The 25,692-nt window shown below is 58.3% G+C and carries 22 protein-coding genes and 2 riboswitches; of the genes, 12 read left to right on the forward strand and 10 right to left on the reverse strand.

Annotation, left to right across the window (positions count from 1 at the left end; all coding sequences use genetic code 11):
• Positions 1-52 precede the first annotated feature (52 nt).
• A complete protein-coding gene (locus DYI20_RS10685) occupies positions 53-1,042 on the forward strand; it encodes a quinone oxidoreductase family protein (RefSeq protein ID WP_110101702.1) in 990 nt (329 codons plus the stop codon).
• 64 nt (positions 1,043-1,106) lie between these two features.
• On the opposite strand, the gene DYI20_RS12395 is transcribed toward DYI20_RS10685, so the two are convergent.
• The 5 genes from DYI20_RS12395 to DYI20_RS10705 all read right to left on the reverse strand — a co-directional run bounded on the left by DYI20_RS12395 (position 1,107) and on the right by DYI20_RS10705 (position 6,754).
• Positions 1,107-1,262, reverse strand: a complete 156-nt coding sequence (locus DYI20_RS12395; protein ID WP_158278436.1) for a hypothetical protein — start codon at positions 1,260-1,262, stop codon at positions 1,107-1,109.
• On the reverse strand, positions 1,259-3,826 hold the full coding sequence (gene pheT / locus DYI20_RS10690; RefSeq protein ID WP_110101701.1) for a phenylalanine--tRNA ligase subunit beta: 2,568 nt from the start codon (positions 3,824-3,826) through the stop codon (positions 1,259-1,261). The genes DYI20_RS12395 and pheT overlap by 4 nt, the downstream gene beginning before the upstream one ends.
• A 3-nt stretch (positions 3,827-3,829) precedes the next feature.
• The gene (gene pheS, locus DYI20_RS10695) at positions 3,830-4,897 is read right to left on the reverse strand and encodes a phenylalanine--tRNA ligase subunit alpha (protein WP_110099543.1); all 1,068 of its coding nucleotides are present in this window, start codon (positions 4,895-4,897) and stop codon (positions 3,830-3,832) included.
• 196 nt (positions 4,898-5,093) lie between these two features.
• Positions 5,094-5,810, reverse strand: coding sequence for a hypothetical protein (locus tag DYI20_RS10700; protein ID WP_110101700.1), 717 nt, complete (start codon positions 5,808-5,810; stop codon positions 5,094-5,096).
• 71 nt (positions 5,811-5,881) lie between these two features.
• Positions 5,882-6,754: an alpha/beta hydrolase family protein gene (locus tag DYI20_RS10705; RefSeq protein ID WP_110101699.1), complete on the reverse strand. Its 873-nt coding sequence runs from the start codon at positions 6,752-6,754 to the stop codon at positions 5,882-5,884.
• Between the two features lie 154 nt (positions 6,755-6,908).
• Here DYI20_RS10705 and DYI20_RS10710 point away from each other — a divergent pair, with 154 nt between their 5' ends.
• Positions 6,909-7,301 (forward strand): hypothetical protein, encoded by a 393-nt coding sequence (locus DYI20_RS10710; RefSeq protein ID WP_110101698.1) that lies wholly within the window; start codon positions 6,909-6,911, stop codon positions 7,299-7,301.
• Positions 7,302-7,332: 31 nt separating this feature from the next.
• Here the strand turns inward: DYI20_RS10710 and DYI20_RS10715 are convergent, their stop codons facing one another.
• From DYI20_RS10715 to DYI20_RS10725, 3 genes are all read right to left on the reverse strand, one after another.
• Positions 7,333-8,520: an acetyl-CoA C-acetyltransferase gene (locus tag DYI20_RS10715; protein WP_110099547.1), complete on the reverse strand. Its 1,188-nt coding sequence runs from the start codon at positions 8,518-8,520 to the stop codon at positions 7,333-7,335.
• 84 nt (positions 8,521-8,604) lie between these two features.
• Complete coding sequence (locus DYI20_RS10720) at positions 8,605-10,257, reverse strand: AMP-binding protein (RefSeq protein ID WP_110101713.1); 1,653 nt, start codon at positions 10,255-10,257, stop codon at positions 8,605-8,607.
• Positions 10,258-10,328: 71 nt separating this feature from the next.
• On the reverse strand, positions 10,329-10,979 hold the full coding sequence (locus DYI20_RS10725) for a TetR/AcrR family transcriptional regulator (RefSeq protein WP_110099548.1): 651 nt from the start codon (positions 10,977-10,979) through the stop codon (positions 10,329-10,331).
• Between the two features lie 119 nt (positions 10,980-11,098).
• Here DYI20_RS10725 and DYI20_RS10730 point away from each other — a divergent pair, with 119 nt between their 5' ends.
• From DYI20_RS10730 to thiD, 10 genes are all read left to right on the forward strand, one after another.
• A complete protein-coding gene (locus DYI20_RS10730; RefSeq protein WP_110101696.1) occupies positions 11,099-12,706 on the forward strand; it encodes a carboxyl transferase domain-containing protein in 1,608 nt (535 codons plus the stop codon).
• Positions 12,707-12,787: 81 nt separating this feature from the next.
• On the forward strand, positions 12,788-14,833 hold the full coding sequence (locus tag DYI20_RS10735) for an acetyl/propionyl/methylcrotonyl-CoA carboxylase subunit alpha (RefSeq protein WP_110101695.1): 2,046 nt from the start codon (positions 12,788-12,790) through the stop codon (positions 14,831-14,833).
• Between the two features lie 32 nt (positions 14,834-14,865).
• Positions 14,866-15,999 carry an acyl-CoA dehydrogenase family protein gene (locus tag DYI20_RS10740; protein ID WP_110101694.1) on the forward strand — a complete coding sequence of 378 codons (1,134 nt, stop codon included), beginning with the start codon at positions 14,866-14,868 and terminating at the stop codon, positions 15,997-15,999.
• Positions 16,000-16,049: 50 nt separating this feature from the next.
• Positions 16,050-16,571, forward strand: a complete 522-nt coding sequence (locus DYI20_RS10745) for a MaoC family dehydratase (protein WP_334228547.1) — start codon at positions 16,050-16,052, stop codon at positions 16,569-16,571.
• On the forward strand, positions 16,568-17,428 hold the full coding sequence (locus tag DYI20_RS10750) for an HpcH/HpaI aldolase/citrate lyase family protein (protein ID WP_110101693.1): 861 nt from the start codon (positions 16,568-16,570) through the stop codon (positions 17,426-17,428). The genes DYI20_RS10745 and DYI20_RS10750 overlap by 4 nt, the downstream gene beginning before the upstream one ends.
• Before the next feature lie 112 nt (positions 17,429-17,540).
• Entirely contained in the window at positions 17,541-18,701 is a 1,161-nt protein-coding gene (locus DYI20_RS10755; RefSeq protein WP_110101692.1) for an NAD-dependent formate dehydrogenase, read from the forward strand.
• Positions 18,702-18,805: 104 nt separating this feature from the next.
• Positions 18,806-19,717: a LysR family transcriptional regulator gene (locus DYI20_RS10760; RefSeq protein ID WP_110101691.1), complete on the forward strand. Its 912-nt coding sequence runs from the start codon at positions 18,806-18,808 to the stop codon at positions 19,715-19,717.
• A 1-nt stretch (position 19,718) separates the two neighbouring features.
• Positions 19,719-19,821: riboswitch (TPP riboswitch) on the forward strand.
• A gap of 152 nt (positions 19,822-19,973) precedes the next feature.
• Positions 19,974-20,810, forward strand: coding sequence for a hydroxyethylthiazole kinase (gene thiM / locus DYI20_RS10765; protein ID WP_244924684.1), 837 nt, complete (start codon positions 19,974-19,976; stop codon positions 20,808-20,810).
• A gap of 3 nt (positions 20,811-20,813) precedes the next feature.
• On the forward strand, positions 20,814-21,503 hold the full coding sequence (thiE, locus tag DYI20_RS10770; protein ID WP_110101690.1) for a thiamine phosphate synthase: 690 nt from the start codon (positions 20,814-20,816) through the stop codon (positions 21,501-21,503).
• 93 nt (positions 21,504-21,596) lie between these two features.
• Positions 21,597-22,457 carry a bifunctional hydroxymethylpyrimidine kinase/phosphomethylpyrimidine kinase gene (thiD, locus tag DYI20_RS10775; RefSeq protein ID WP_110101689.1) on the forward strand — a complete coding sequence of 287 codons (861 nt, stop codon included), beginning with the start codon at positions 21,597-21,599 and terminating at the stop codon, positions 22,455-22,457.
• A gap of 4 nt (positions 22,458-22,461) precedes the next feature.
• Here thiD and DYI20_RS10780 read toward each other — a convergent pair whose 3' ends face one another.
• Together DYI20_RS10780 and DYI20_RS10785 are read right to left on the reverse strand one after the other, a co-directional pair.
• Positions 22,462-23,112 (reverse strand): TenA family protein, encoded by a 651-nt coding sequence (locus DYI20_RS10780; RefSeq protein ID WP_110101688.1) that lies wholly within the window; start codon positions 23,110-23,112, stop codon positions 22,462-22,464.
• Positions 23,109-23,771, reverse strand: a complete 663-nt coding sequence (locus DYI20_RS10785; protein ID WP_110101711.1) for a TenA family protein — start codon at positions 23,769-23,771, stop codon at positions 23,109-23,111. The genes DYI20_RS10780 and DYI20_RS10785 overlap by 4 nt, the downstream gene beginning before the upstream one ends.
• A gap of 107 nt (positions 23,772-23,878) precedes the next feature.
• A riboswitch (TPP riboswitch) is annotated at positions 23,879-23,971 on the reverse strand.
• Between the last annotated feature and the right edge of the window lie 1,721 nt (positions 23,972-25,692).

Consider the following 25,692-nt stretch of genomic DNA (forward strand, 5'->3'; position numbering starts at 1 on the left):
GTCATGTCTTTTGTGACTGATTTCTCAGAAGCTGTCGATTAGCGTAGTGACTATGGAACATTTTGAGATCCCCACCACCCACCACGCCGCTATCGTCTCCGATGCCGGTGGCGTGGAAAACTTCTCATGGTCTGAAACCTCTGTCCCCGCCCCCGGCCCCGAAGAAGTCCTGATCACCACGGCCGCTGTGGGGCTCAACTTCATTGAGACCTATCAACGTTCCGGCGTGTACTCGGTGGACTACCCCTTTATCCCGGGCACCGAAGGCGCCGGGACCGTGGTGGCTCTCGGAGAGGACGTCACCGACGTGGCCCTCGGGCAGCGGGTGGCTACCGCCGCAGGTCGGGGCACCTATGCCGAGCACTTTGTGGCCCCTGCTTCCCAGTTATTACCCGTGCCCGATGCGATGGATTTGGTCACCGCAGCTGCATTACCTCTGCAGGGCTTGACCGCTCATTATCTCGCTCGTTCGACATTCCCCGTTGCCCCCGGTGATGCGGTTCTCATCCATGCTGGCGCTGGTGGCGTGGGGTTGTTACTCACCCAGTTGTGTGTGCATTGGGGCGCTACCGTTTACACCACTGCCTCCACCGATGCAAAGAGGCAACTGTCCCGCCAAGCTGGAGCAGAGCACTGTTTCGACTACGAGAATTTCGCGGAAGAGATTGCTGAAGTTACCGGTGGTCGCGGTGTCGATGTCGTCTATGACGGTGTCGGAGCCTCAACCTTCGACGGCTCTTTGGAGGCGCTGAAGGTTCGTGGCATGATGGTGCTCTTCGGTGGAGCTTCGGGGCAAGTACCGCCCTTTGATCTGCAACGGCTGAACTCCGCCGGCGGGCTGTACATCACGCGTCCGGCCCTGAGCCACTACACCGCCACAGCCGAGGAAACTGCCTCTCGAGCCCGCGAACTCTTCGATGGACTCGAGCAGGGCTGGTTGACCTTGCGAATCGACCAAACCGTGCCACTGTCCGAGGTGGGAGGCGCACATACCGCTTTGGAGTCTCGTCAGACGACGGGCAAGACCGTGTTGACGGTGTAGTCTCTCATCACCGCGGGGCTCACCGCGTCCCGGGGGCATCGGCCCATGAGCCGATCTGGCTGATTTAGACGAACAGCCCCGAAATCGTGGCGTAGAGTAGCCCGGCGATGACGACCAGCGCGATCACGCCGACGGCAATCCGTTGGATCTGACCCCGTTTGCGGTCCTCGTCGCTGGGCGGTACCTCACGTTCGAGTTCCCACGGGTCTGGGTCGCTCATCGTAGGTGCGCTCCTAACTCTTGTTCCGCGCGAGCCACGGCAGCCAACCGCACTTCAGAGGCTTCATCATTGGTGAGTGTTTTGTGGTGGTCCCGGAACCGCAAATTGAAGGCCAGGGACTTCTTGCCGTGCTCCACTCCGGCGCCACGGTAGACGTCGAAGAGGGCGATCTCTTCCAAGAGCTCACCGGCGGCCTCCTCCAACACACGCTTCACCTGGGCAGCCGGCATGGCTTCATCCACCACCAACGCCACGTCTTGAGTGACCGCAGGATAGGGGCTGACTGCACGGGCTTCCACTACCTCGGGGACCTCATCGAGCAACCGATCCAGGTCCAGTTCCACTGCCGCGACACGTTCTGGCAGGTGTTGTTGCTGGACGTATTTGGGGAGCAACTCGCCGGCATAACCGAGCACGGATCCACTGGCGGTGACCAATTCAGCGCAACGGCCGGGATGGAAGGCCTGATGGGCGCCCTGACGAACCTCTAACGCCACACCGACGGCATCGGCAATGTTCAGGGCTGTACCGATGGCGTCTTCCCAGTCGTAGGGGGTCGGTTCGAAGCCCGGTCCGGGTGTTGCCGCGTGACCGGCGAACACCGCAGCCACGTAGTGAGGTTGGTGGGGCACGCTGTTGACGATGCGTTCCAATACCTCGGGTGCGGGATGGACACCGACGCCGGGAATCTCCGACACGGCGTCCGAGGAGGCCTCCGGGTGGAACACCAAGCCGGTTTCAAACAGCGCCACGTCTTTGAAACCGCGAGATATGTTGCGGTGCAAGGTGGTCACCAAACCGGGCAACATCGAAGTGCGTAACCATCCCAGCTCGGCAGAAAGCGGATTGGCCAGATGTACCATCTGTTGTTGGGCACCGACCTGCTCGTCGGCGGAACCAAAGAACCGGTTGTCCGACTCAGCCACGAAGGGATACGACAGGACTTCCACAAGTCCCGAAGCCGCCAGGGTCTCCGATACGTTGCGACGCAGCCGCTGACGCGGGGTGAAACCACGCCCGGCCGGTGCTACGGGCAACCGTGATGGGATCTTGTCGTAGCCAACCAGGCGAGCAATTTCTTCCGTCAGGTCTTCGGCAATGGTCAGATCAAACCGCCAGGATGGGACGGTGACCCGGTAGGTGGTGCCAGACTGTTCATCGGAATGCTGGGTGACCTTGCACCCAATCTGTTCCAACACCTCGTCAATCTGCTCGGTGGTGAACTCGTACCCGATGCGTTGGGTTGGGAAGTCAGCTGCCATCTCAACGACGGTCGGCTCGGGACGTTCGCCGATATCGGTGACACCCTCATCAGCAACACCACCGGCCAGTTCCACGAGGAGCTGGACGGCGCGTTCGGCGGCTTCGTCGCAAATCTCCCAGTCCACACCGCGCTCGTTGCGACGCGAGGCTTCTGAGGGGAGCTTGTGGCGACGCTTGGTCCGGGCGACAGAAACCTGATCGAAATGGGCAGACTCGATCACAATATCGGTGGTTTGTTCGGTCACTTCGGTGGCCAAACCACCCATCACGCCGGCCAGCCCGATCGGACCGGAGTCGTCAGCGATCAACAGGTCTTCGGGATCCAGTGTGCGGGTCTTGCCGTCGAGGGTTTCGAGCGTTTCTCCGGACGCGGCACGCCGAACGCGCAGAGCGCCGTTCAGCCGGTCACGATCGTAAAAGTGCAGGGGCTGTCCCATCTCCAGCATGACATAGTTGGAAATGTCCACCGGCAACGACAGCGAACGAATGCCAGCCAGTCGCAGTCGTTGTGCCATCCACACCGGAGTCGCACCGGTAGTATCCACGCCAGTTACGGTGCGGGTCACAAAACGGGTTGCTCCCGGGTTGCCGTGGATCGGTGCCTGATCGTCCAGCACGACCGGATACCCGGAATCGTTGGGCACAGGAGGGTGCACGGATTCTGCCGGGTCGATACTCGTGGTCCCGGTGGCGTGACCGTACTCGCGAGCGACACCACGCAGGGAAAGAACGTAGGACCGGTCAGCGGTGACGTTAATTTCGGCGGCTTCGTCATCGAGGCCTAGTAGCTCGATCACATCGGTACCGGGCTCTGGGTCCAACCCCCAGTCCCCCAGCACGATGATCCCCTCATGGCCTTCGCCCAGACCGAGTTCTTTCTCGGAGGCGATCATGCCGGCTGAGATATGACCGTAGGTTTTCCGCGCGGAGATGCGGAAATCACCGGGAAGGACGGCTCCCGGCAGGGTGACGACAACTTTGTCTCCGGGCTCGAAATTGTGTGCTCCGCAGATCACGCCCTGGACGCCATCGACTGCGATGCCCTCGCCTTCCAGAGTTTGGCTGGCTCCGTCGGGCACGACCTGGACGTGACACCAGTTGACGGTTTTGCCGTTGGAATGTTCTTCCGGGGTTTTGTCCAAGACCTTGCCGACCACAATCGGTCCGGACAGCTCATCGAGGGGACGGTGCACGTCTTCCTCTTCGAGTCCAACGCTGACCAGATCGGCCATGAGATCTTCGGCAGTAGCGCCAGCGGGAAGCTGGGTGAATTCACGAAGCCAAGAAAGTGGAATCCGCATACCTTAGATCTCCAATCCAAACTGTTGAGAAAAGCGAATGTCGCCTTCAATCATGTCGTGCATGTCGGCAACATCATTCCGAAACATCAGGGTGCGTTCCACACCCATGCCGAAGGCGAATCCGGAATATTCATCAGGGTCGACACCAGCTGCCCGCAAGACGTTGGGGTGCACCATGCCACACCCACCCCACTCAATCCACTGTGGGCCTCCTTTGGCACCGGGGTGCCAAATGTCCATTTCCGCACTGGGCTCGGTGAAGGGGAAGTAGTTGGGGCGCAACCGGATGGCTGCCTCGTCACCAAACATGACGCGGGCGAAGTATTCCAGGGTGCCACGCAGGTCTGCCATAGTCAGCCCGCTGTCCACGGCCAGTCCTTCGAACTGATGGAAAACCGGCGTGTGCGTGGCGTCTAGCTCATCGGTGCGGAAGGTTTTGCCGGGGCACAGCACGTAGGTGGGAGCTCCGCGTTCGATGAGTGCCCGGACCTGAACCGGAGAGGTATGAGTCCGCAACAGCAAGTGATCTTCGGGAGGATCAATAAAGAAAGTGTCTTGCATTTCCCGGGCTGGGTGGTCCGGTAAGAAGTTCAGCGCGTCAAAGTTGAACCACTCGGATTCCACTTCGGGACCTTCGGCGATTTCCCATCCCATCCCGACAAAGATGTCGCAGACTCGATCTTGGAGCACGTTGAGCGGGTGGCGGGCTCCGAGGCGACGACGACGCACCGCGGTGGTGACATCTACGGTTTCTTCCAGCAACACCTGCTGTTCATGGTCAGCTTCGAGCACTTCGGTACGTGCAGCCAACGCCTTATTAACCTGAGCTCGAGCTTGCCCCATGCGCTTGCCGGCGGCTGCTTTCTCAGATTTGTCCAAGCTACCGATCTGCTTATTGGCCAGCGTAAGCGGAGATTTTTCTCCGGTGTGAGCAAGACGAGCTACTTTGAGCTCGTCGAGTGATCCCGCTGCTTCGAAGGCTTCGAGAGCTTCAGCCACAGCACGGTCGACCGCATCTTGGTCGGCCGGCGAGATCAGCTGGTCATCGTTAGCTGATGAACGATCTGTCATGGGCACACGCCTTCACCTAGATTCGACTGTTACGGATGGGTCTTCGACCCTCATCTAGTTTAGGGGCTTTTGCTACTCCCTCGGCACACCGAGAAGGTCTCGGTCTCGGAATGGTCTGGTTAAACACTGATCCGGAGTCGAGGCGCCACGGCGAGTCGACTCCGGATCAGCCATGCAGGATATTGTCTAACTGCGGTTAGAAACTGCCGGGAGCTCCAGGGATATCGAGAATTTCATCCGCATCAGGAGCAGTGATCTCCTCCACTTCGCCATAGGCGGAGAAGTCCATGGTGGTTTCCCCGCCCTCAGCCTGAGATTCACCACGAATCACTTGGTTATCGGTGTTGAAGTACAGGTCGATCGGTTCCCCCTCGGTATCTTCACCGGAGTACTTATAGGCCTCTTCCCCATCAAGCTCGGCCTCTTCGACGGCCACGTCCTCGTCAGGCATACTTTCCAGAGTCTCCCGGAACTCCTCGGTAAAGGCAGAGAAATCTTGTTCATCAACCGTTCCGGTATCGATCCACTTCGAGGTATCCAGAGTGGAGGCGACCATGCCGGTGCTATCGAAGTAGTTCCAGAAGTTATCGTCACCCTTGATGTAGGTCGAGTTGTCGACGACCAGCATCTCAACGGTGAAGCCATGTTCCTCGGACTTCAGCTCACCTCGCATGTCACCGGTTTCCGAGAAACCTTCAAAGTACCCGGTTACGTCTCCAAAGCCGAAGTCGAGCTCTTCTGAGCTTGTCCCCTCAACGTCAACACGCGCGGATTCGGCATTTTGGAAATGCTCCACCGCATCCGCTTTAACCTCGGACACCGATGGCGGTCCGCCACAAGCGGTCAACGACAAACTGGCAACAGCGATCAGGCCCAGGCTCAAGCTGGCGCGTTTCTTTGCGAGTGTGTTCATACTTGAAATAGTACAGTGAACCATCCAGCTTTCCAACAGTTAAGGACCGTTGCTCTCAGGAATAGGATTTATCAGGAAATAATATCGGCAAAGATTTGCTGCCACAATGGAGCATTGTGTGTTTTAAAAATCCCCATATGATCGATGCGCTCTTGTCCTAAATCCTGTGGATGATAATGGTGATGTTCCAGGTCAGCCCGGGAATACCAGCTCATCAACGACAGGCTGGCCGGTAAGGGCATCGTGCGGTCATCGGCGAAGGTGATAAAGGTAAGTGGTCCGGTATAGCCCGCAAATTTTTTGGCCAGTTCCGGATATTCGGTCAGCATGTAGCGAGGCATAGTGCACCACCTCCCCCACTGTCTCATCACCTGCGGTGGGATATCACCGAGGATGCCCAACTTCTTTCCCGGGAAGTAGCCGACAGTTCGCACGGCGACCGGAGCCAAGAGATACCACATCACCGGCGGCAACAGTACTCCGGCACCATAGTGCTGCCAGTATTTCCAATATCCGGTTCCGGCCGAGACGATGGTGGCAGCTTCTAGATGCTCGTGTCGGGCAAAGGCGAGCATTTGTCCACCAAGGCTGTGGCCAAGCCATCGCACCGGAACTGTCTCGTGCTCGGCGACGTAATCAACAACTGCTCCGGGGTCCTGGGCCCAGGTGAGAAAATCCGCGGTGACATCTTTCAACGGCCCACGGGAAGAGCCTCCATACCCCTGGTGATCGTACAAGTAGGCCACAAGCCCGTGGGTCGTCAGCCACCCGGCGAAGCGCCGATAGAACCTGGCCTGGACCGCGATGGCCGGGGAAATGATCACTGCGGCACGAGGCTGCGACCCATCCGGGTTGCTGAAACGAGTCACCACCAACGGTTCGCCGTTATCTTTGGTAATGGTGACTTCTTCTTCGATGGCGTGTTCGGGAATAACGTTCGTCATGGGGTGTCCTCCCCCGAGTACTCTTTCGATGGTCTGCGCTCAGTGGATTGAGTACGACGTGGTCTATGACATGGACTACACCGCTATCCTAGAGCTCCCGAGGAAGATGATCAGGGGGAGTCACAGATAAATCTTCTCGGGTAAATTACAGATCATGTTTCGCGCGACGTTCAATCTGCTTAACCTCTCGACGGTGCTGGGCTTGATTGTGGCGGTTATTGCCGGGACCACACTTCTGCCCGGTCCCGATCGGTTAATGCTGGCGATGAACTATCGGTGGCCATGGCCTTCCGGCGGGTGTATCACCCTGGGCAACGTGGTGCTGGTCCGTCCCGGAGTGCGGCTCTCATCCGCACTTCTGACCCATGAATCACGCCATGCGACGCAGTGGGCGTTATGCCTAGGTTTGCCCTTCCTACCGCTCTACGGGCTGGCGGTGTTGTGGTCACTGTACCGTTATGGGGACACAGCTAATGGCAATATTTTTGAACGCGCCGCCGGCCTTACCGATGGCGGTTACCGACGACGCGCTCCGGTGCGGCCCTGAGCCTCGAGCCCTGGCTCAATCCTGTGCCGGCTTAGGCGCTGACGCGCAGAATCAGGGCGTCGCCCTGACCACCGCCACCACACAAACCGGCCGCACCCACGCCACCGCCACGGCGGCCCAGTTCCAAAGCCAGGGTGAGCACCAGGCGTGCGCCGGACATTCCGACCGGGTGCCCCAAGGCGATGGCCCCACCGTTGACGTTGACGATCTTCTCGCTGACGCCGAGTTGTCGCGCAGAGACGAGCCCCACCGCGGCGAAAGCCTCATTAATTTCCACCAGGTCAAGGTTTTCGGTTGTCAGACCTTCCTTGGCACATGCTTTCGAGATGGCGTTGGCGGGTTGTGCCTGCAACGATGAATCGGGGCCGGCCACCATACCGTGAGCGCCAACTTCAGCAATCCACTGCAGACCGAGACTTTCGGCCTTCTGCTGAGACATCACCACCAAGGCGGCGGCCCCGTCAGAGATCTGTGAGGCAGTGCCGGCGGTAATGGAGCCGTCCTTGCCGAATGCCGGGGGTAGCTTGCTCAGCGACTCCGGGGTAGTCTCGGGGCGAATGCCCTCGTCCTGGGAAACCACCATTGGCTCCCCCTTTCGCTGGGGTACCTGAACGCTGATGATTTCGTCATCGAAGATCCCGTTCTGCTGGGCGGCGGCAGCCCGTTGGTGCGAGGTAGCGGCGAAACGGTCTTGATCCTGACGGGACACTTCGAATTCTCCGAGGTTGCAGGAGTCAGTCAGTGCTCCCATGGCCTGTTCGGTGGCCTGGTCATACAGCGCATCGTAAGCCATCGAATCCACCAGTGCTGTATCGCCGAATTTGACTCCGGTCCGGGACTTGGGCAACAGATGCGGGGCCAAGGACATCGACTCCATGCCACCGGCCACGACGACCTCTGCTTCACCGGCGCGGATCAGCTGATCAGCGGTTGCCACAGCATTGAGCCCCGACAAGCAGACCTTGTTGATGGTGATCGAAGGAACGGATGGGGGAATCCCAGCAGCGATGGCAGCTCCGCGGGCCGGGTTCTGTCCGGCGCCTGCCTGAATGACCTGTCCCATGATGACGTAGTCGACGCTAGTGGGGTCTACGCCACCCTTTTCTAGTGCGCCACGGATAGCCACGGCGCCCAGCTGATGAGCCGGAATGCTGGACAACGAGCCCAGCAGACGCCCCATCGGGGTGCGGGCACCTGAAATAATCACCGAACTAGTCATGCGGGATCTTCTCCTCAGATTCGTGCAGTCTGCGTGTTGAACGTCCGTCTAACAGTTCGTATCTTAGCGAACCTGAGACCCTGCTCACAGCACGGCACGAGAATCATCAACCTGGTGATCAGCCAGGAGTTGTTTGGCTTGTTCCCGCATCTCGATCTTGCGCACTTTCCCCGTCACCGTGGTGGGGAATTCCTTCACCAGGTGAACGTACCGGGGGATTTTGTAGCTGGAGAGATGAGGGACACAGAATTCGCGCAATTGCGTGGCGGTCAACGGTTCGGCATCTTCGCGGAGTTGAACCCAGGCCATCAATTCTTCACCATATTTCTCATCGGGCACACCAATGACTTGAGCGTCCAGAATATCGGGGTGCGTGTAAAGAAATTCTTCAATCTCCCGTGGATAAATGTTCTCACCGCCACGAATCACCATGTCTTTGAGCCGACCGGTTACTTTGACGTAGCCGTGTTCATCCATTCGCCCCAGGTCACCGGTCCGCATCCATCCTTGGTCATCCAGCACCTCAGCGGTTTTTTCAGGCTGATTCCAGTACCCCTGCATCACCAAGTAACCTTTGGTGCAGACTTCGCCATCCTGGTTAATCGGTAACGTCTTTCCGGTGGCCGGGTTGATAATCTTGGTTTCGACGTGGGGGCCGGGGCGACCGACGGTAGACACCCGCCGGTTCACCGTATCGTCAGGCCGGGTTTGGGTCGAGACCGGGGATGTCTCGGTCATGCCGTAGCAAATGGAGATTTCTTCCATATGCATCTGTCCCATGATTTTGCGCATTACTTCTTCGGGACAGGGCGATCCGGCAATGAGTCCGGTCCGCAGGCTGGAGAGATCAAATTCTGAGAACCTCGCCAGCGCCAGCTCGGCGATGAACATGGTCGGCACCCCGTAGAGGGCAGTGCACCGTTCTTGTTCAACCGCTCGCAACACGGCTACAGGATCAAAAGACATGCCTGGGATAACCATTGTCGCCCCGTGGGTGGTGCAGTTGAGATTGCCCATCACCATTCCGAAACAGTGATAGAACGGCACCGGAATGCACACCCGGTCGTGCTCGGTGTAGTTGATGGTTTCGCCCACAAAGTAGCCGTTATTGAGGATATTACGGTGGGTCAGGGTGGCCCCTTTCGGAAAGCCGGTAGTTCCCGAGGTGTATTGGATATTAATCGGGTCGTCGGGGCCGAGCCCAGACTGGACCGCGGCCAGCAGTTCCGCGTCGGCCACGGTGTCGTAGACCTGAGCCCAGGACTCAGTGGTCATGATGATCTTGACCTGGAAGTCTCCCAGCTCTTCTTCGGCGCGGTTCAGCATCGCGGGGTAATTGCTCTTCGGCAACGCTTCGGAGGAAATCACCGAGGTGATGCCGGCTTGCTGGACGACGTAGTTGAGTTCGTGTTGGCGATAGGAGGGATTAATGTTGACCAGAATCGCCCCGATCTCTGCGGTGGCGTACTGGGTCATGGTCCATTCCCAGCGGTTAGTTCCCCAAATCCCGACTCGTTCTCCGGGACGAATTCCCGCACGGTACAACCCGGTGGCGAGACCACGGACGGCGGTGTGGAATTCTGCGTAGGTCCAGCGTTTACCCTGCACTACATCGACGAGAGCTTCACGATCGGGAAATCTTTCGACGGTGTCCTTCAGGTTGTCAAAAATAGTGGTTTCCAACAGCGCGACATCGCGGGGGCCAATAGCATGAGACAGCGTCAGCAACTCGGTCATCGGGGGCTCCTGATCATCCTGGATCTGGCGACCAGATCGGTGTTCTAATGACGCCAAGGTACCAGCATGTGTCATAAATCACAATAACAGCTCCTTGGGAGAGGCGACTGCCCCACATGAGCCGATTCATGCGCCATCACGGCCAACAGGTGCGCCAGTCGCTGGTCAGCTCGCTGAGCCCGGTAGCCGCCAGTGAGCGAGTGCGCCGTGGAGTTAATCAGCCCAAAAATCCCGTAGACCCGCGTGCGAATCTCCTTGGTCGTATCAGCGGGGTGTAACTGAGCCAGAGCCTGCGACCAGATGCGAACATACTCTCGCTGTGTCCGACGAACCTGTTGTCGATCCTCATTGGCCAACTGCGCCATTTCTTGGTCTTGAATCCGAATCACCTCCGGCGCATCCAAAGCGAAGCGCACATGAAAACTAATGAGCTCATCCAGCTGGGGCGTCGGATCCGGATAATGACTTTGAATCCACCGGCCACCTTCCAACAGGGTTCGACTCACATCGACCAACACTTGGCCCAACAGATGTTGCTTGGAATCGAAGTGACGATAGATCGCCTGCGCTGTCACACCGACTTCGGCCCCCACGTCAGCCAGGGACACTTGCGCATACCCATGAGCTGCGAATAATCGCGCCGCGGCATCTAGCAGCGACTGTCGCCGGCGGGCTTTATCTTGGGCTCGACGGGTTCGTTGCCCCTGAATTTCAGTGGTCATCGTGACTCCTTTACGGGACTTTCTCACTGCAGAGATCCGCCATCTAGACAAATGTGAATCATATCACTATCCTAAGATTCAGTGAATGGCGATTAACCCAATTTGTCGCAGGAGGTCCCATGGCGGAGGTCAGTAGCCCGGTCGATACTCGATCTGAACAGTTTCAGGCCAACGCTGCGTTTCACCACGGACTCTGGGACGAATTGCGCCAGAGACTGGCAAGGGTGCGCCGAGGCGGGTCAGAGAAGGCCCGGCAACGCCATCTGGATCGTGGTCGCATGCTCCCACGGGATCGCGTAACCCGCGTGCTCGACGATGGCAGCCCCTTTTTGGAAATTGGTGCGCTGGCGGCCTGGGATGTCTACGATAATCAAGCTCCGTCAGCAGGAATTATTATCGGCATCGGACTGGTTCACGCACGACCGGTGATGGTGGTCTGCAATGATTCTACGGTCAAGGGGGGTACCTATTTCCCGCTGACGGTCAAAAAGCACCTGCGTGCCCAAACCATCGCATTAGAGAACGAATTGCCCTGTATTTACTTGGTGGACTCCGGCGGTGCCTATCTGCCGATGCAGGATGAGGTCTTCCCCGACCGCGAGCATTTCGGCCGGATCTTTTTCAACCAAGCCACGATGTCGGCGAAGAAGATCCCACAATTAGCGGCGGTGCTGGGCTCATGTACGGCAGGTGGGGCCTACGTGCCGGCCATGAGTGATGAGTCGGTGATTGTCCGCAACCAGGGCACGATCTTCTTGGGTGGTCCGCCCCTGGTGAAAGCAGCTACGGGTGAACAAGTCAGTGCCGAGGAGCTGGGCGGCGCCGAGGTCCATACGAAGACCTCCGGAGTAGCCGATCACATCGCCGAATCCGATGACCACGCGTTACAGATCATTCGCAATATTGTCGCGACGCTACCTCCTCCGCATCCCCGGGCCTGGCAGAAAATCACCGCGAGCGCCCCTGCGGCGGACCCCGACGAGTTAGCCGGGATCATCCCGCAGGATCTGAATCAGGCCTTTGATGCCTACCAGGTCATCGACCGCGTCATTGATCGGGATTCGTTCCACGAGTTCAAACCCGATTACGGGACATCGCTGGTCACCGGCTTCGCTCGACTCGAAGGTCACCCGGTGGGGATTGTAGCCAATAACGGGATTCTCTTCTCTGAATCCTCGCTCAAGGGAGCTCACTTCATCGAATTATGCGACCAACGTGGCATCCCACTGATCTTTCTGCAAAATATTTCCGGATTCATGGTCGGTAAGGATTATGAACACGGAGGCATCGCCAAAAACGGGGCCAAAATGGTCACGGCGGTCTCCACCGTACGGGTTCCTAAAATCACCGTGGTCATCGGTGGGTCTTTTGGCGCCGGGAACTATTCGATGTGTGGACGGGCATATTCGCCACGGTTTTTGTTCATGTGGCCCAATGCCCGGATCTCGGTGATGGGCGCCGACCAGGCTGCCGGTGTGCTTGCTACGGTCAAGCGGGACCAGCACGAGGCCGCCGGCACCGAATGGTCGGCCGAAGAAGAGGCTGAGTTCACCGCACCCATCAAGGCCAGCTACGAAGCCCAGGGCCAACCGTATTATTCCAGTGCGCGACTGTGGGATGACGGAATCATTGACCCGCGCGATACACGTCGGGTTCTGGCGATGGCGCTGGACGTGTGCCGTCAGCCCGATCTGCCACCCACCGGTTTCGGAGTCTTCCGCATGTAGTCGTGACCTGGACTCTGTCTGTTCAGCGCCCTGCCCTGACCTACCGCCAGCCATATTGCACCGCACAGTGAAAGATGACTCATGGATCAACCCACCGCTTCAGTCTTCCGCACCGTTATGATCGCTAACCGAGGCGAAATTGCGTGCCGGGTCATCCGGACCGTTCACCAGATGGGCATGACCGCTGTGGCGGTGTATACCACGCCGGATGCCCAGGCATTGCATGTCCGACTCGCCGACCGAGCCGTGCATTTACCCGACCACCAGGCCACCACCGGCTACTTGGACATCGACGCGGTCGTGGCCGCTGCGGTGGAGACGGGGTCTGACGCTATCCATCCCGGCTACGGCTTCCTGTCAGAGAATGCGGACTTTGCCAGAGCCTGTGCTCGAGCAGGGATCACGTTCATCGGTCCCGATGCACAGGCCCTGGAGATCATGGGCGATAAGATCACCTCAAAAAAGCACGTCGGTGCCGCCGGGGTCCCACTCATTCAAGGGATTTCTGAACCCGGACTCAGTGATGAGGAGCTGGTCGACAAAGCCTGTTCGATGACTTTTCCAGTGCTGATCAAGCCGTCTGCCGGCGGTGGCGGGAAGGGCATGTACGTTGCCGAGTTCTTGGACCAGTTGCCGGAAATGTTGGCCACCGCTCGACGTATCGCCCACGCTTCGTTTGGCGATGACACGCTTTTTATTGAACAGCTCATCGGCTCCCCACGCCACGTTGAGGTCCAGATTCTCGCCGACCAGCACGGCAATGTCATCCACCTGGGCGAACGAGAATGCTCCTTGCAGCGCCGGCACCAAAAGGTCATTGAAGAAGCCCCCTCGGTGGTCTTGACCGACCAGACGCGTGCCAGAATTGGTCAGGCCGCCTGCGATACCGCTCTCTCTGTAAATTATCGCGGTGCCGGAACCGTGGAGTTCTTAGTCTCCGATCACGACCCGGACACCTTCTACTTCATGGAGATGAATACTCGCCTGCAGGTCGAGCACCCGGTCACCGAAGAAATCACGGGCATCGATCTGGTGGAACAGCAGCTTCGCATCGCCGCCGGCGAGCCACTAGCCTACACCCAGGACGAGATTCAGTTGCGCGGTCATTCGGTCGAGGCTCGGGTGTATGCCGAGGTTCCTGCCGCCGGCTTCCTGCCCTCCACCGGAACCATCCTCGAACTGGCCGAACCGGCCGGCACCGGGGTGCGGGTTGATTCCGGGTTGCGTCGTGGCAGTGTCATCGGCACGAATTTCGATCCGATGCTTGCCAAGGTCATCGCGACCGGCACGCACCGTGACCAGGCGCTAGACCGTCTCGATCGGGCGTTGAAGAACATGGTGGTGCTCGGGGTCCAGACCAATATCAGTTATCTACGACAGTTGATCAATGATAGCCGGGTCCGAGCCGGGGCGTTAGATACCACCATGATCGAACGGATCCTGCCGGAGATGGATTTCCCGGGGCCCGGAGCCGACGACGCACAGATTGCAGCCACATTGGCTTACCACTTTGAACCGGCTCCGACCACCAGCCTGTCCTCCGGATGGCGTTGCGATGGGTGGCGCAGCATGGCCGAGTCGCCAAGCGTCCGCCGGCACGTCAGCTACCGTACGGCTTCCGGGGACACCGAAGACTTCGACGTCACCTTGGACCCCTCCACGGTGGTCGAGCAGGTGGGAGACCATGAGTACCTATTATCCACACCAGAGTCAATGACCACCAGGGTGCACGCGGTCGTCGCCACACAACGCGCCGGGCAAAGCCAGCTGTGGTGTTTCACCCCGAACTTCGCCGGACTGCTGACCATCAGTGACCGACAGGCCATCACCAGCAACGAGGTCCAAGCCCAGCAGGCTGGCACTGCCGGGCTTATCTCCAACCCGGACGTGAGCTCCCCGCTACCCGGCACTGTGATGTCGGTGCTGGCAACCTCCGGAGACCAGGTATCAGCCGGCGACACGCTGGTGATCGTGGAAGCTATGAAGATGGAGCACCGGCTGGTCGCTCCCTTCGACGGTGTCGTCACGATCCACACAGCAGAAACCGAACAGGTCAAGCTCGGCCAAGTGCTGGCCAGCATCACCCCTGACGATGACAAGAATCCAGAGAACGAGCCCGCAAACTAGCTGGTGATGACCACCACGAAAGGACCTTGGCGATGTCCCTTGATCTCACCGATGAACAACAGGAATTGATTGCTACCGTCCGCGACTTCGCACAGAACGTCGTCGCTGCTGTGTCCTCACAGCATGACCGCGAGCATAGCTTCCCTTACGAGGTCATTGCTCAGATGGGAGAACTCGGCCTCTTCGGTCTCCCCTTCCCCGAGGATTATGAGGGCATGGGCGGGGATTTCTTCGCCCTGTGCTTGGCATTGGAAGAATTGGCCAAAGTCGATCAATCCGTTGCCATTACGCTGGAGGCGGGAGTTTCCCTGGGCGCGATGCCGATCTACCGTTTCGGGACGGAGGAGCAAAAGCAACGCTGGCTTCCCGACCTGGTTGCCGGCCGAAAGCTGGCCGGTTTCGGTCTTACTGAGCCGGGCGCCGGATCCGACGCCGGTGGCACCCGCACCACTGCTCGTGCAGACGGCGACCACTGGGTGATTAATGGAAATAAGGAATTCATCACCAACTCCGGAACCGACATCACCTCGGTGGTCACCGTGACTGCGGTGACTGGGGACCATGAAATCTCCACGATCATCGTGCCGACCGACACCCCGGGCTTCACCGCCGAACCGGCCTATGACAAGGTGGGCTGGAATGCTTCCGACACCCACCCGTTGACGCTGAATGACGTGAGAGTGCCACAAGAAAACCTGTTGGGTCAACGGGGCCGTGGCTTTGCTAATTTCCTCCACACCCTGGATGAGGGCCGGGTGGCCATTGCCGCGTTATCGGCCGGTGTTGCCCAAGGATGCGTGGATGAAGCGGTCCGGTACGCCAATACGCGCATCACCTTCGGCTCTCCCATTTCCCGCAATCAGGCCATTAGCTTCAAGATCGCCCGGATGCAGGCTCGCGCCCACACCGCACGGCTGGCCTACTATGATGCAGCACAGAAATTGGTCGCGGGCCGACCGTTCAAAACCGAAGCCTCGATCGCCAAGTTGGTGGCCTCCGAGGCGGCCATGGATAACGCTCGAGATGCCACTCAGGTCTTCGGCGGCTACGGATTCATGAACGAGTCTCTGGTCGCTCGCCACTACCGCGATTCGAAGATCCTGGAGATCGGCGAAGGCACCACCGAGGTCCAGTTGATGCTGATCGCTCGATCCTTGGGCATGTAATCCCCTTGAGCATCGACAAACCGAATGCTATGTGAAAAAGGAGCCTGCTTGTGAGTACCGCAGATCAGACACCGCCGGTGGTGGTGCAACGGGGCCTCTACGCCGATGAGATGGAGGTCGGCACAATCTATCAGCATGCCCCGGGTCGAACCATCACCGAGGCCGACAACGTACTGTTCACGACTCTGTCCATGAACACCCAATCGCTGCACTTGGACGCGCACTGGTCGTCCCAACAGTCCTTCGGCCAACCCCTGGTGAATTCTATGCTGACCTTGGCAACCATCGTCGGCGCCTCAGTAGCCCAACTGACTCAAGGGACCATTGTGGCTAATCTAGGCTTCGACACTGTCGCATTCCCGCACCCGATGTATCACGGTGACACGCTGTATACCCGCACCGAAATCCTGGACAAGCGGGATTCTGCTTCCCGCCCGCATCAGAGCATCGTGAAGTTCCAGCACGTAGGTGTTAATCAGGATGGCACCGTGGTTGCCGAGTGTGTGCGCTCCACGCTGCTGTGGAAGAACGAAGCTGAACATCGGCGAGAGCAGTCAGGACAGCGTCCATGAACCAACCACGCGATATCTTCACGCTGGGGCCGGCGATCTTGTTCTGCCCTGCCGACCGTCCGCAGCGATACATCAAAGCGGCCGAACGGGCTGATGCGGTCATCCTCGACCTGGAGGATGCGGTTGCCCCTGATGCCAAAGACCGGGCCCGTCACGCTCTGCAAGAACATCTGGCCACGACCGTGGCGCAGGATGCGACGCTGGCAGCCCGCACGATAGTGCGGATCAATCCTGTCGGTACCGAGATGGCTCGGGCCGACCTGGCGACGTTGGCCGGTAGTTCGGTGACCACGGTGATGGTCCCGAAGGTCGAATCGGTCCATCAGCTCGATGCCGTAGCGTCTCGTCTGGACGACCATGTGGGGATGGTGGCCCTGGTGGAAACCGCCCGTGGTGTGGCCTACGCGGCAGCGATCGCCGAGCATCCGCGGGTGGTGGCCATGATGTGGGGTGCTGAGGATCTCATCGCGTCCATGGGCGGTTCCTCCTCACGTCATGCCGACGGAACCTACCGGGATGTCCCCCGTTTTGCCCGGTCCCAGGTGATGGTGGCCGCCGCAAGTGCCGGGGTGGCCTGTGTGGATTCGATCTGGGCCGATATCCAGGATCTGCAGGGTCTGCGAGTGGAAGTCGAAGACGCTGTAGCGACCGGCTTTAGCGCCAAAGCATGTATCCACCCCTCACATGTGGCGACGATCCGGGAGGGTTTCACCCCCAGCGCAGCAGATCAAGAATATGCTCGTGCTTTGCTGGCAGCTGTCGAGGACCACCCCCAGGGAGTGTTCTCCTTCCGGGGCACCATGGTCGACGGTCCGCTCATCGCTCACGCGCGCAGGATTATCGCCCGGACCGGCTGATCGGGGTTTCCGATCATCGCATCGGAGATTTCTATTGGACCGCCTGTGACGCGCTCCATAGGGTAAGGATTAGAGGCACAGCCCATAGATCAATAACAACAAGGAGGTTATTGTGGCGAAAATTCTCATGGTCCTCTACCCCGATCCTGCTGATGGATACCCTCCCCAGTACGCCCGCGAGAGCATCCCCGAGCTCAGCGAATACCCAGATGGCCAGTCCCTACCAACCCCTGACAATATCGATTTCACCCCGGGTGAGTTGCTGGGGTGCGTCTCCGGTGGGCTGGGTATCGTCGACTGGTTGAAGTCTGAAGGCCACGATGTGGTGGTGACCTCTGATAAAGAGGGGGAAGACTCCGAATTTGACCGTGAGCTACCCGATGCCGATGTTGTGATCTCCCAGCCGTTCTGGCCGGCCTACCTGACCAAGGAGCGCCTGGAGAAAGCCAAGAATCTCAAACTGGCTCTGACCGCCGGCATTGGCTCTGACCACGTTGACTTGGATGAGGCCGCCAAGCGCGGAATCACCGTGGCAGAGGAGACCTACTCCAACTCAATTTCGGTCGCCGAACACACCGTGTTGATGGTGCTGGCCCTGGTGCGTGATTATCTGCACCAGCACGACATCTCCCGCAACGGTCGTTGGGACATTGCTGAAGCTGTGTCTCGGTCCTACGATCTGGAGGGAATGGATGTTGGTGTGCTGGCGGCCGGGCGCATCGGTCGGGCTGTCATCGAGCGCCTGGCACCCTTCGATGTCAAACTGCACTACTTCGATCAGCATCGTCTGCCCGAAGACTACGAGAAGAAGTACAATCTGACCTTCCACGAGTCTGCCGAAGCGCTGGTACCGCACGTTGATGTGCTGTGCATTCACACTCCGCTGACACCGTCAACGGAGGGCATGTTCGATGAAAAACTGCTGAACACGATGCGACATGGCGCCTATATCGTGAACCCCGCCCGCGGTGCCATCATGGATCGCGATGCCGTCGTCCGCGCTCTGGAATCGGGGCAATTGGCCGGCTACGCCGGAGACGTGTGGTACCCGCAGCCGGCACCGGAAGATCACCCATGGCGCACCATGCCACATAATGGCATGACTCCGCATACCTCGGGTTCGTCACTGTCGGCTCAGGCTCGTTATGCTGCCGGTACTCGTGAGATCTTGGAAGACTTCCTTGCCAACCGTCAGATCCGCGACGAATACCTCATTGTTGACGGCGGAGACTACGCCGGAACCGGTGCCTCCTCCTACCGCCAGTCGAAGTAACCGGGCCCTGACAAGCCCCATCGATTAAACTCGGTCATATCCTGGGCCGGTAGCCATACTGGCTACCGGCCCGCGGTCGTTAAACGTCCGAGGAGTGACCGGCAATGCACCTGAACCAGCTGGCCTATTTTGTGGCCTTGGCACGAGAACAACATTTTGCACGTGCTGCAGAAGCCTGTTTCATTTCGCAGTCAACGCTGTCTGCCTCGATCAAGAAGCTGGAGTCCGAGCTGGGTGTGGAACTCATTCACCGTAGTCACGCCATGGAGGGGATCACTGAGCAGGGGCACGTGGTGCTGAAGTGGGCCGAGCGCATCCTGGCCGATCATCGCTCGATGGTCGCTGAGCTCGAGTACTCCCAGCAACACCTCACAATTCCGCTTCGCCTCAGTACCGTTCCTACCGGGCTGGCCATCGCTTCACAGCTGGTGACCACCCTGAGAAAAACACATCCGACGGTCACCGTCAGTGTCGATTCCGGGTCCAATGATCATATCCTCCACGGATTGCGCCACCGCGAGCTCGATGCAGGGATCATCCTCGATCTGGGCGCAGAAGATGACCTCTATACCCATCGTGTGGCAGAGGACCGATATCAGCTCCTGGCCAGCCGGGAGTTGCTGGACCAATACCCGCACGTGGTAGACCTGGCACAGTCTCCCTCACCTTCCATCTGCTTATCCGATCTTGCCCACATTCCGCTTGCCGTGTTGTCTCCTGCCATGCAGGCACGAAACATGCTCGATCGAGCCATGGCGCGTGTAGGGGTCGAGCTGCACCCGGCGTTGGAAACGACCACTCTCCCAACACTCCTTGCTGTGGCGACCTCCACCCAGTTCGCTTCACTCGTGCCTCGCTCGACCTTGCAGGAGCCCAGCGTCACAGGACCCGACGCGGTGATTTTGGACCTTGATCCGCCAGTGGAGCTACCTCTGGCGCTTGCCTATCCAGCGACCTCTCCGGCACCCTCGGTCGCGGCTCTGCTAGCCAATATTAACCGCGATGAGTTAGACTGAGCTCCATGACGCGGGGTGCTTCACGTCACCACACGGAAGCTGAGAAGATACCCGTTGAACCTGATCCAGCTCGTACTGGCGAAGGGACGTCTCACCGGTTGCACCGGGTCACTGTGCATGCCCTGTGCTCTTTCCGGATGGTTCTTTCTTGTCTGCCCGAGCTGTCTGCGGGTTTCTTTTGGCACGGTGCCCCCGCGTTAACGCCCACCGTATTGGCCGTTGTGGTCCATCCCCTTGCTGGAAAGGAATAGTCACTGTGGCAGATGAACTGACCCCTCAGGCGATTCACGACGACGTGCGCGCCATCCTGACCCAGGTGAAAACCGGCCATCCGCTGGTGCATTGTTTGACCAATAACGTGGTCAAACAGGTTACCGCCAATGCCTTGTTGGCGGCCGGGGCAGCACCGGCGATGGTGGAAGACGCTGTAGAGGCCGGCGAGTTCGCCCACGTCGCTTCCGGGGTTCTGGTCAATGTCGGCACACTGACCCCCGATATCCGCCAGGCCATGACCTCAGCGGTCAGCGCCGCGCAGTCAGCCAACACCCCGTGGGTGCTCGACCCTGTTGCGGTCGGCGGGTTGAGCGTCCGCACCCAGTTTGCCCGTTCCATTCTGGACTCCCGCCCCGCTGCGATCCGTGGCAACCCCTCAGAAATCGCGGCTCTAGCGGGAACCGGTTCCGGCGGGCGTGGCGTTGACTCCACCGACTCCGTGGAGGCGGTTACCACCATTGCAGCAGAACTGAGCCACCGTAGTGGAGCAGTCGTGGCCGCCTCGGGGCCCACCGACCTGGTCGTCTCCACAGTAGCGCGTACTCACGTCACCGGCGGGCACCCGATGTTGCAACAGGTCATCGGCACCGGATGCGCTTTGGGCGCCCTGACTGCCGCAACTCTGGGCGTCGCGCAGTTGCCTGCCCAACACCACGCTGCGGTGGTGGCGTCCCACGCCTTGGTCTCGGCGGCTGGGACCGTTGCGGGACAGACCGCGAGCGCACCGGGACATTTTGCCGTGGCCTGGTTGGATGCCCTCCACACCCTGAGCGCCGACGACGTGCTCGAGCTGATCACCCTCGACTCCGAACAGGCCTAAAGTATGTCACGGCATTCCACACATCTCGCTGACACCACCGACTGGCGGCTCTACTACATCACCGATACCGAATACTCCGGTGGTCTCACTGCGGTTCCCGACGTCGTGGTCGAGGCGGTGAAAGGCGGGGCCGGTGTCGTCCAGGTCAGAGATAAGACGCTTTCCGACGAGGAGTTCGCCGAACTGACCGTGGCCTGCCAGCACGCCGTGCGCAACCAGCTAGGGCAACAACGGTTCGAGCAGGTCAGGTTCTTCGTCAACGACCGGCTGGACGTGGCCCGCCAGCTCGGTTGTCACCTACACCTGGGACAAACCGATACCCCAATCTCTGAAGCTCGTGCCGTGCTCGGGGAGGAGGTGATGATTGGGTTATCTACGTCAACCCCCCGGCAGGTACGAGAGGCCGTAGATCACCAGCTGGCTGATGTGTTGGGCGTCGGCCCGTTTGCTGTGACCCCCACGAAACCCGATGCTACCACGCCCTTAGGTCTCACCGGGATCAGCCAGTGCGTTCAGGCAACAGCCGGCTCCAAGGTGAAATGTGTTGCCATTGGTGGCATCAACACCACCAATGCGGCTGATATCTATCGCAGAACCGGCGTGGACGGGATCTGTGTGGTCTCTGCTATCGCTGCAGCTAGCGATCCCGCCCAGGTGGCTGCGCAGTTATTCTCGGCGTTGCACCGTGAATAACTGTCCCAGCACAACGCTTCACCCTCCACTACTCGCCCTCGAATCATCAAGACACAGCAAAACACGGAAGGAACGAAAGGAAGGCAAGGACCGATGACATCTCGACCAGCCACCGCCTTAACCATCGCCGGAACAGATCCCTCGGGAGGAGCCGGCATTCAGGCCGATCTGAAAACCTTCACCGCCCTCGGGGTGTACGGAACCTCCGCTATTACCTCGCTGATCGCACAGAACACCCAGGGCGTTCAACAGGTGATCCCCATTGGTATCGATGATCTGCGGGCTCAAATCAGATCGGTGCTGGATGATCTGCCCATTGACGCCACGAAAATTGGGATGCTCGGCTCGGCCGAGATGGTCAAGGCGGTCGCAAAGATCATTGCCGATCGGCGTGAAGAATTCGGTGTTCTCGTCGTCGACCCGGTACTGGTAGCCACCAGCGGAGATAGCTTGTCCGATGACGATGCCGCTCTGGCAATGGTCGAGCACCTGCTTCCGTTAGCGGATGTGGTGACCCCCAACCTTCCCGAAGCTGCGCGGCTCTCCGATGCCGATGCTGAGGCCGAAAGTCTCGAACAGATGACTAAACAGGCCCACGTTCTCGCTCAGCATGGAACTGGAGCGGTGATGGTCAAAGGTGGTCACCTCTACCACGACACCCAGGAGATGACCGATGTGGTCGTCATCAACGGTGAAGCTTATTCGCTACCGATCCCCCGTGTTAGCACCCGCAATACGCACGGCACCGGCTGCACGTTGTCGTCAGCAATCGCAGCCCGAGCGGCCCTGAACGTATCCGCTCAGACCCCGCCAAGCTCCGAGGATCTGTTGGCGTGGATCAAGAAGGGCCAAACTGATCTGGCCCGCGCCCTGGCCGCTGGAGCACAGTGGGAACTCTCCTATGCTCCGCAGACCGGGCACGGGCCCGTCAATCACCTCGCCCTACGGGCCTAACCACTTAGAGTGCTTGTTGCCAGAACTCGGCTTCCAAGCGTGAGGCGGTGGCAAAGATGTGTGACAACTCGGCGAATCGCTGGTCAGACAACGGCCCCTCGCCAGCCAGCGCGTCGAGGTTGTCAACCTCTTGTTCCGAGGCTTTGACAAACTGTGGATCAATGTAGGTTTCGATCCACTCTTTATACCGGTGGTCGGGATTTTTTTCCAGGGCCGGTGCAATCTCGGCACCGATTTCGGCGTAGCCGATCAGACACGGTGCCAGGGAGACGTACAGGTCCAGCAGGGTACCGGTCAGCGCAGTGTCGAGTACGTAGCGGGTGTAGGCCACCGTGCCAAGGTCCTCAGGGGTCGCGTTCAGTTCCTCGGGGCTGATCCCCCACTCGGCGGTCATCGAGGTGTGTAATCCGGTTTCCCAGACAATGTTCTTCAGCCCATCCATCGAATGTTGGATGCCCTCGAGCGTGTGTTGCTTATACACGGCCAGTCCATAGACGCGGGCAAAGTGAATCAGGAAGTGGTAGTCCTGAATCAGGTAGCGCTGGAAGGCTTCGAGTTCTAGGGATTCAGCGGCCAACTTTTGGATAAATTCGTGACGAGTATAGGACTGCCACACCTCCAGGTTGGCCTGCTTCAGATCGTTGAACAACGTCATGCGTGGATTCCTTTCAGCGGGTACTTATAGGTGTCGTTGAAGAAGCCGAGCTCAAGCTCCACCGCCCGGCGGAAAAAGTCGTGGGCGGTCTCGGCATCTTGCGCCCCGGAACGGTCGGCCTCCTGTTCGAGGAAGGTCGCGAAACTCAAGAAGTCCGGGTTGTCGTGCAAGGTGATCCATTCGTGATGAACAAAACTCTCCGGATGGTTCTCGGGAGCTCGGGCCGCCCAGTCTCGGTACAAGCACTCGGTGACCATCAGCACCGCGACCACGGCACTGTAGTTTTGCGAGGATGCCGCTTCCCGCATCAGATCGACGAAACCGCCGGCACTCGGGGTGTCTGGAGTCGATGCGCGGAGTTCATCGGTAACGCCCAGTGCGTCAAAGGCTCGCTGGAAGTAGGTGTCTTCACTATTGACCATTTCTCCGGCGAAGCTGGCGTATCGTAACCGTGCATCGAGCCGGTCCGCGGTGGTGATGGCGGCGCCCAGTAACTGTAAGAACGCTTCAAAGAAGCGGTAGTCCTGGTCGAGATATCCGGCCATCACGGCGTCATCGATTGTTCCCTCGAAAAGCTCGGTCACGAACCGGTGATTAATCGCTTCCTCCCAGGTGTCGCGATTGGCTTCAAGGAGTTCTTGACTAAAACGTTGGCTCATTTCGTCCTGTTGTCCTTTCCGTTCTTGCACAGAAAAACTCAGGACACGATCGTGCACACAGAATAAGGCCTGACGTTGACTCGCTTCACAGGTACCAAGATTCGGTACCAGCACAGCAATGACATCCCTCCGCGAAGATTAATTCGATCAGGTTCTCGGGTGTATTCTCAGCCCATTCTCAGGCACCCCGTGTCGTTCAACACTGTATCGAATGGCCTCATTTTGCGTCTAGGGTGTTGCTCGTTCATCGAGTACACAGCCGGGCACTCTCAGGGCTCTTTAAACAAGGTCAGTCCAGCCCCCTCTGTGTGGCTGGACTGGCCCTGTTGCCGTCTGAGCGTCGATTCTCACTTCAGATAACGCTCTCCGACCTAACCCAAAAAGACCAGGCCGAAGTAGGGCCTACACCTACAAACCCGAGGGCTTGAACAACCACTTTGCCATCATAAAAACATCAAAACAAAGAGAATCAATTGGTCCGATCTTGTTTGGGTGGCATGTCAGTTGACGAGCAACATCCGTCTCGACAGCAACGAAGGCCTGCGACGTTTTAACAGACACTCGCATTCCTTGTTCTAACATGACATATAAAATTGCCGTTTGAATTCTCTCATCAACCTGTGTTCGGCTGAACCATTGTAGATTAGCGCAAGCTCAGGCGCTAATATAGCAAGTCAAACTACGCACGTAGGATCGTTAGTCGCACTCGCGCCTCTATTCTTTAGCCCCTTCTACCGGCGCTCTCTTCACGTAGTAACTAAGCTAACCAAGCTGAAGCTATCGAAACCGTGGGGCCAGATTATAAGGGTCGCTTCTGCAATTTACTCTACCAAAATCCGCCTTGAGGTAGACCAGGCAACTACAGCATATGCCGCTTTCTTCAGCAATAAGGCGGTGTTTCTACCCCAGGGAGGCAACCAATCGGCTCAGCGACGCTACCGTACATTGACAAAAGATGCCTTTCCTAAATCCCGGAACACGCACTTCTCCACGACAACAATTCCTTGCACTCAACTAGTAATACTAAACCAAATAGAATCACAGACACTTCGAAAACAGAGCGGTTAACTACTCTCTATCATAATAGTTTTCTAATTATCCTTTCAGCGAGACAGTATTTGAATACTATAAGAAATAGTTATCATATCTATAATACCAAATATAAGTACTTTAGCATTGGTAAATACGTTGGGCAGATATATAGTGTTAGCAAACGCACTAACAAATAGGCCAAGTTCTCCCGAAAGGGGGATTTGGAACTCATCGGTCAGATCGGGGGGCAACAGTGTTTATTTTCGCGCAATTGCCTGGAACCAGCTCCAGGGAAGAGAAGCGAATTGTGAACAAAGAAGTTCCCGACAGAGACGTTAGCATTTTTGTAATTTCACCAGAATACCTAGCCCCAGCTTTTTGCACGCTTACCGGTAGACTGAAGCAAAACCGACACGGATGAAGCTAGAGCCACCCATACAATACGGACTTGGAATATCGGCATGGCAAACTCAAAGTTGTTGTACTGCGTTGCGACGGTAGAAGCCCGACAAAATCTTTAGGATACGGTTTTCAAAACGCTAGTTCCCCCTCCTTTTCACAAGGGGATCCGCAACGCATCGCCTACTGGAAATCCACAACCTACGGCATGATAAACAATATTTTCACCATCGGTGAACCAATCCGGTCGCCACTTTCGAACGGGCTACGACCTAAGACTTCCCCACCTTACTCAACGAAAGCAACGACCTGGCCGACTTGCGGTTAGGCCTAAGAAATGACAGTTTTGTTCCAACCTTATCTGGCTCTTCACAATCGAGGGTGTAGACGGGGGTCTCGGGGAAGTGGCGCGTCGATAGCTGGATAGAGGTCGAGGCCTTCCGATGATGGAAGTTCCTACACAAGCCATCTGAAAGACCTCGACGTGCCT

This window comes from Auritidibacter ignavus (assembly GCF_003703835.1).
Classification (GTDB): Bacteria; Actinomycetota; Actinomycetes; order Actinomycetales; family Micrococcaceae; genus Auritidibacter; species Auritidibacter ignavus.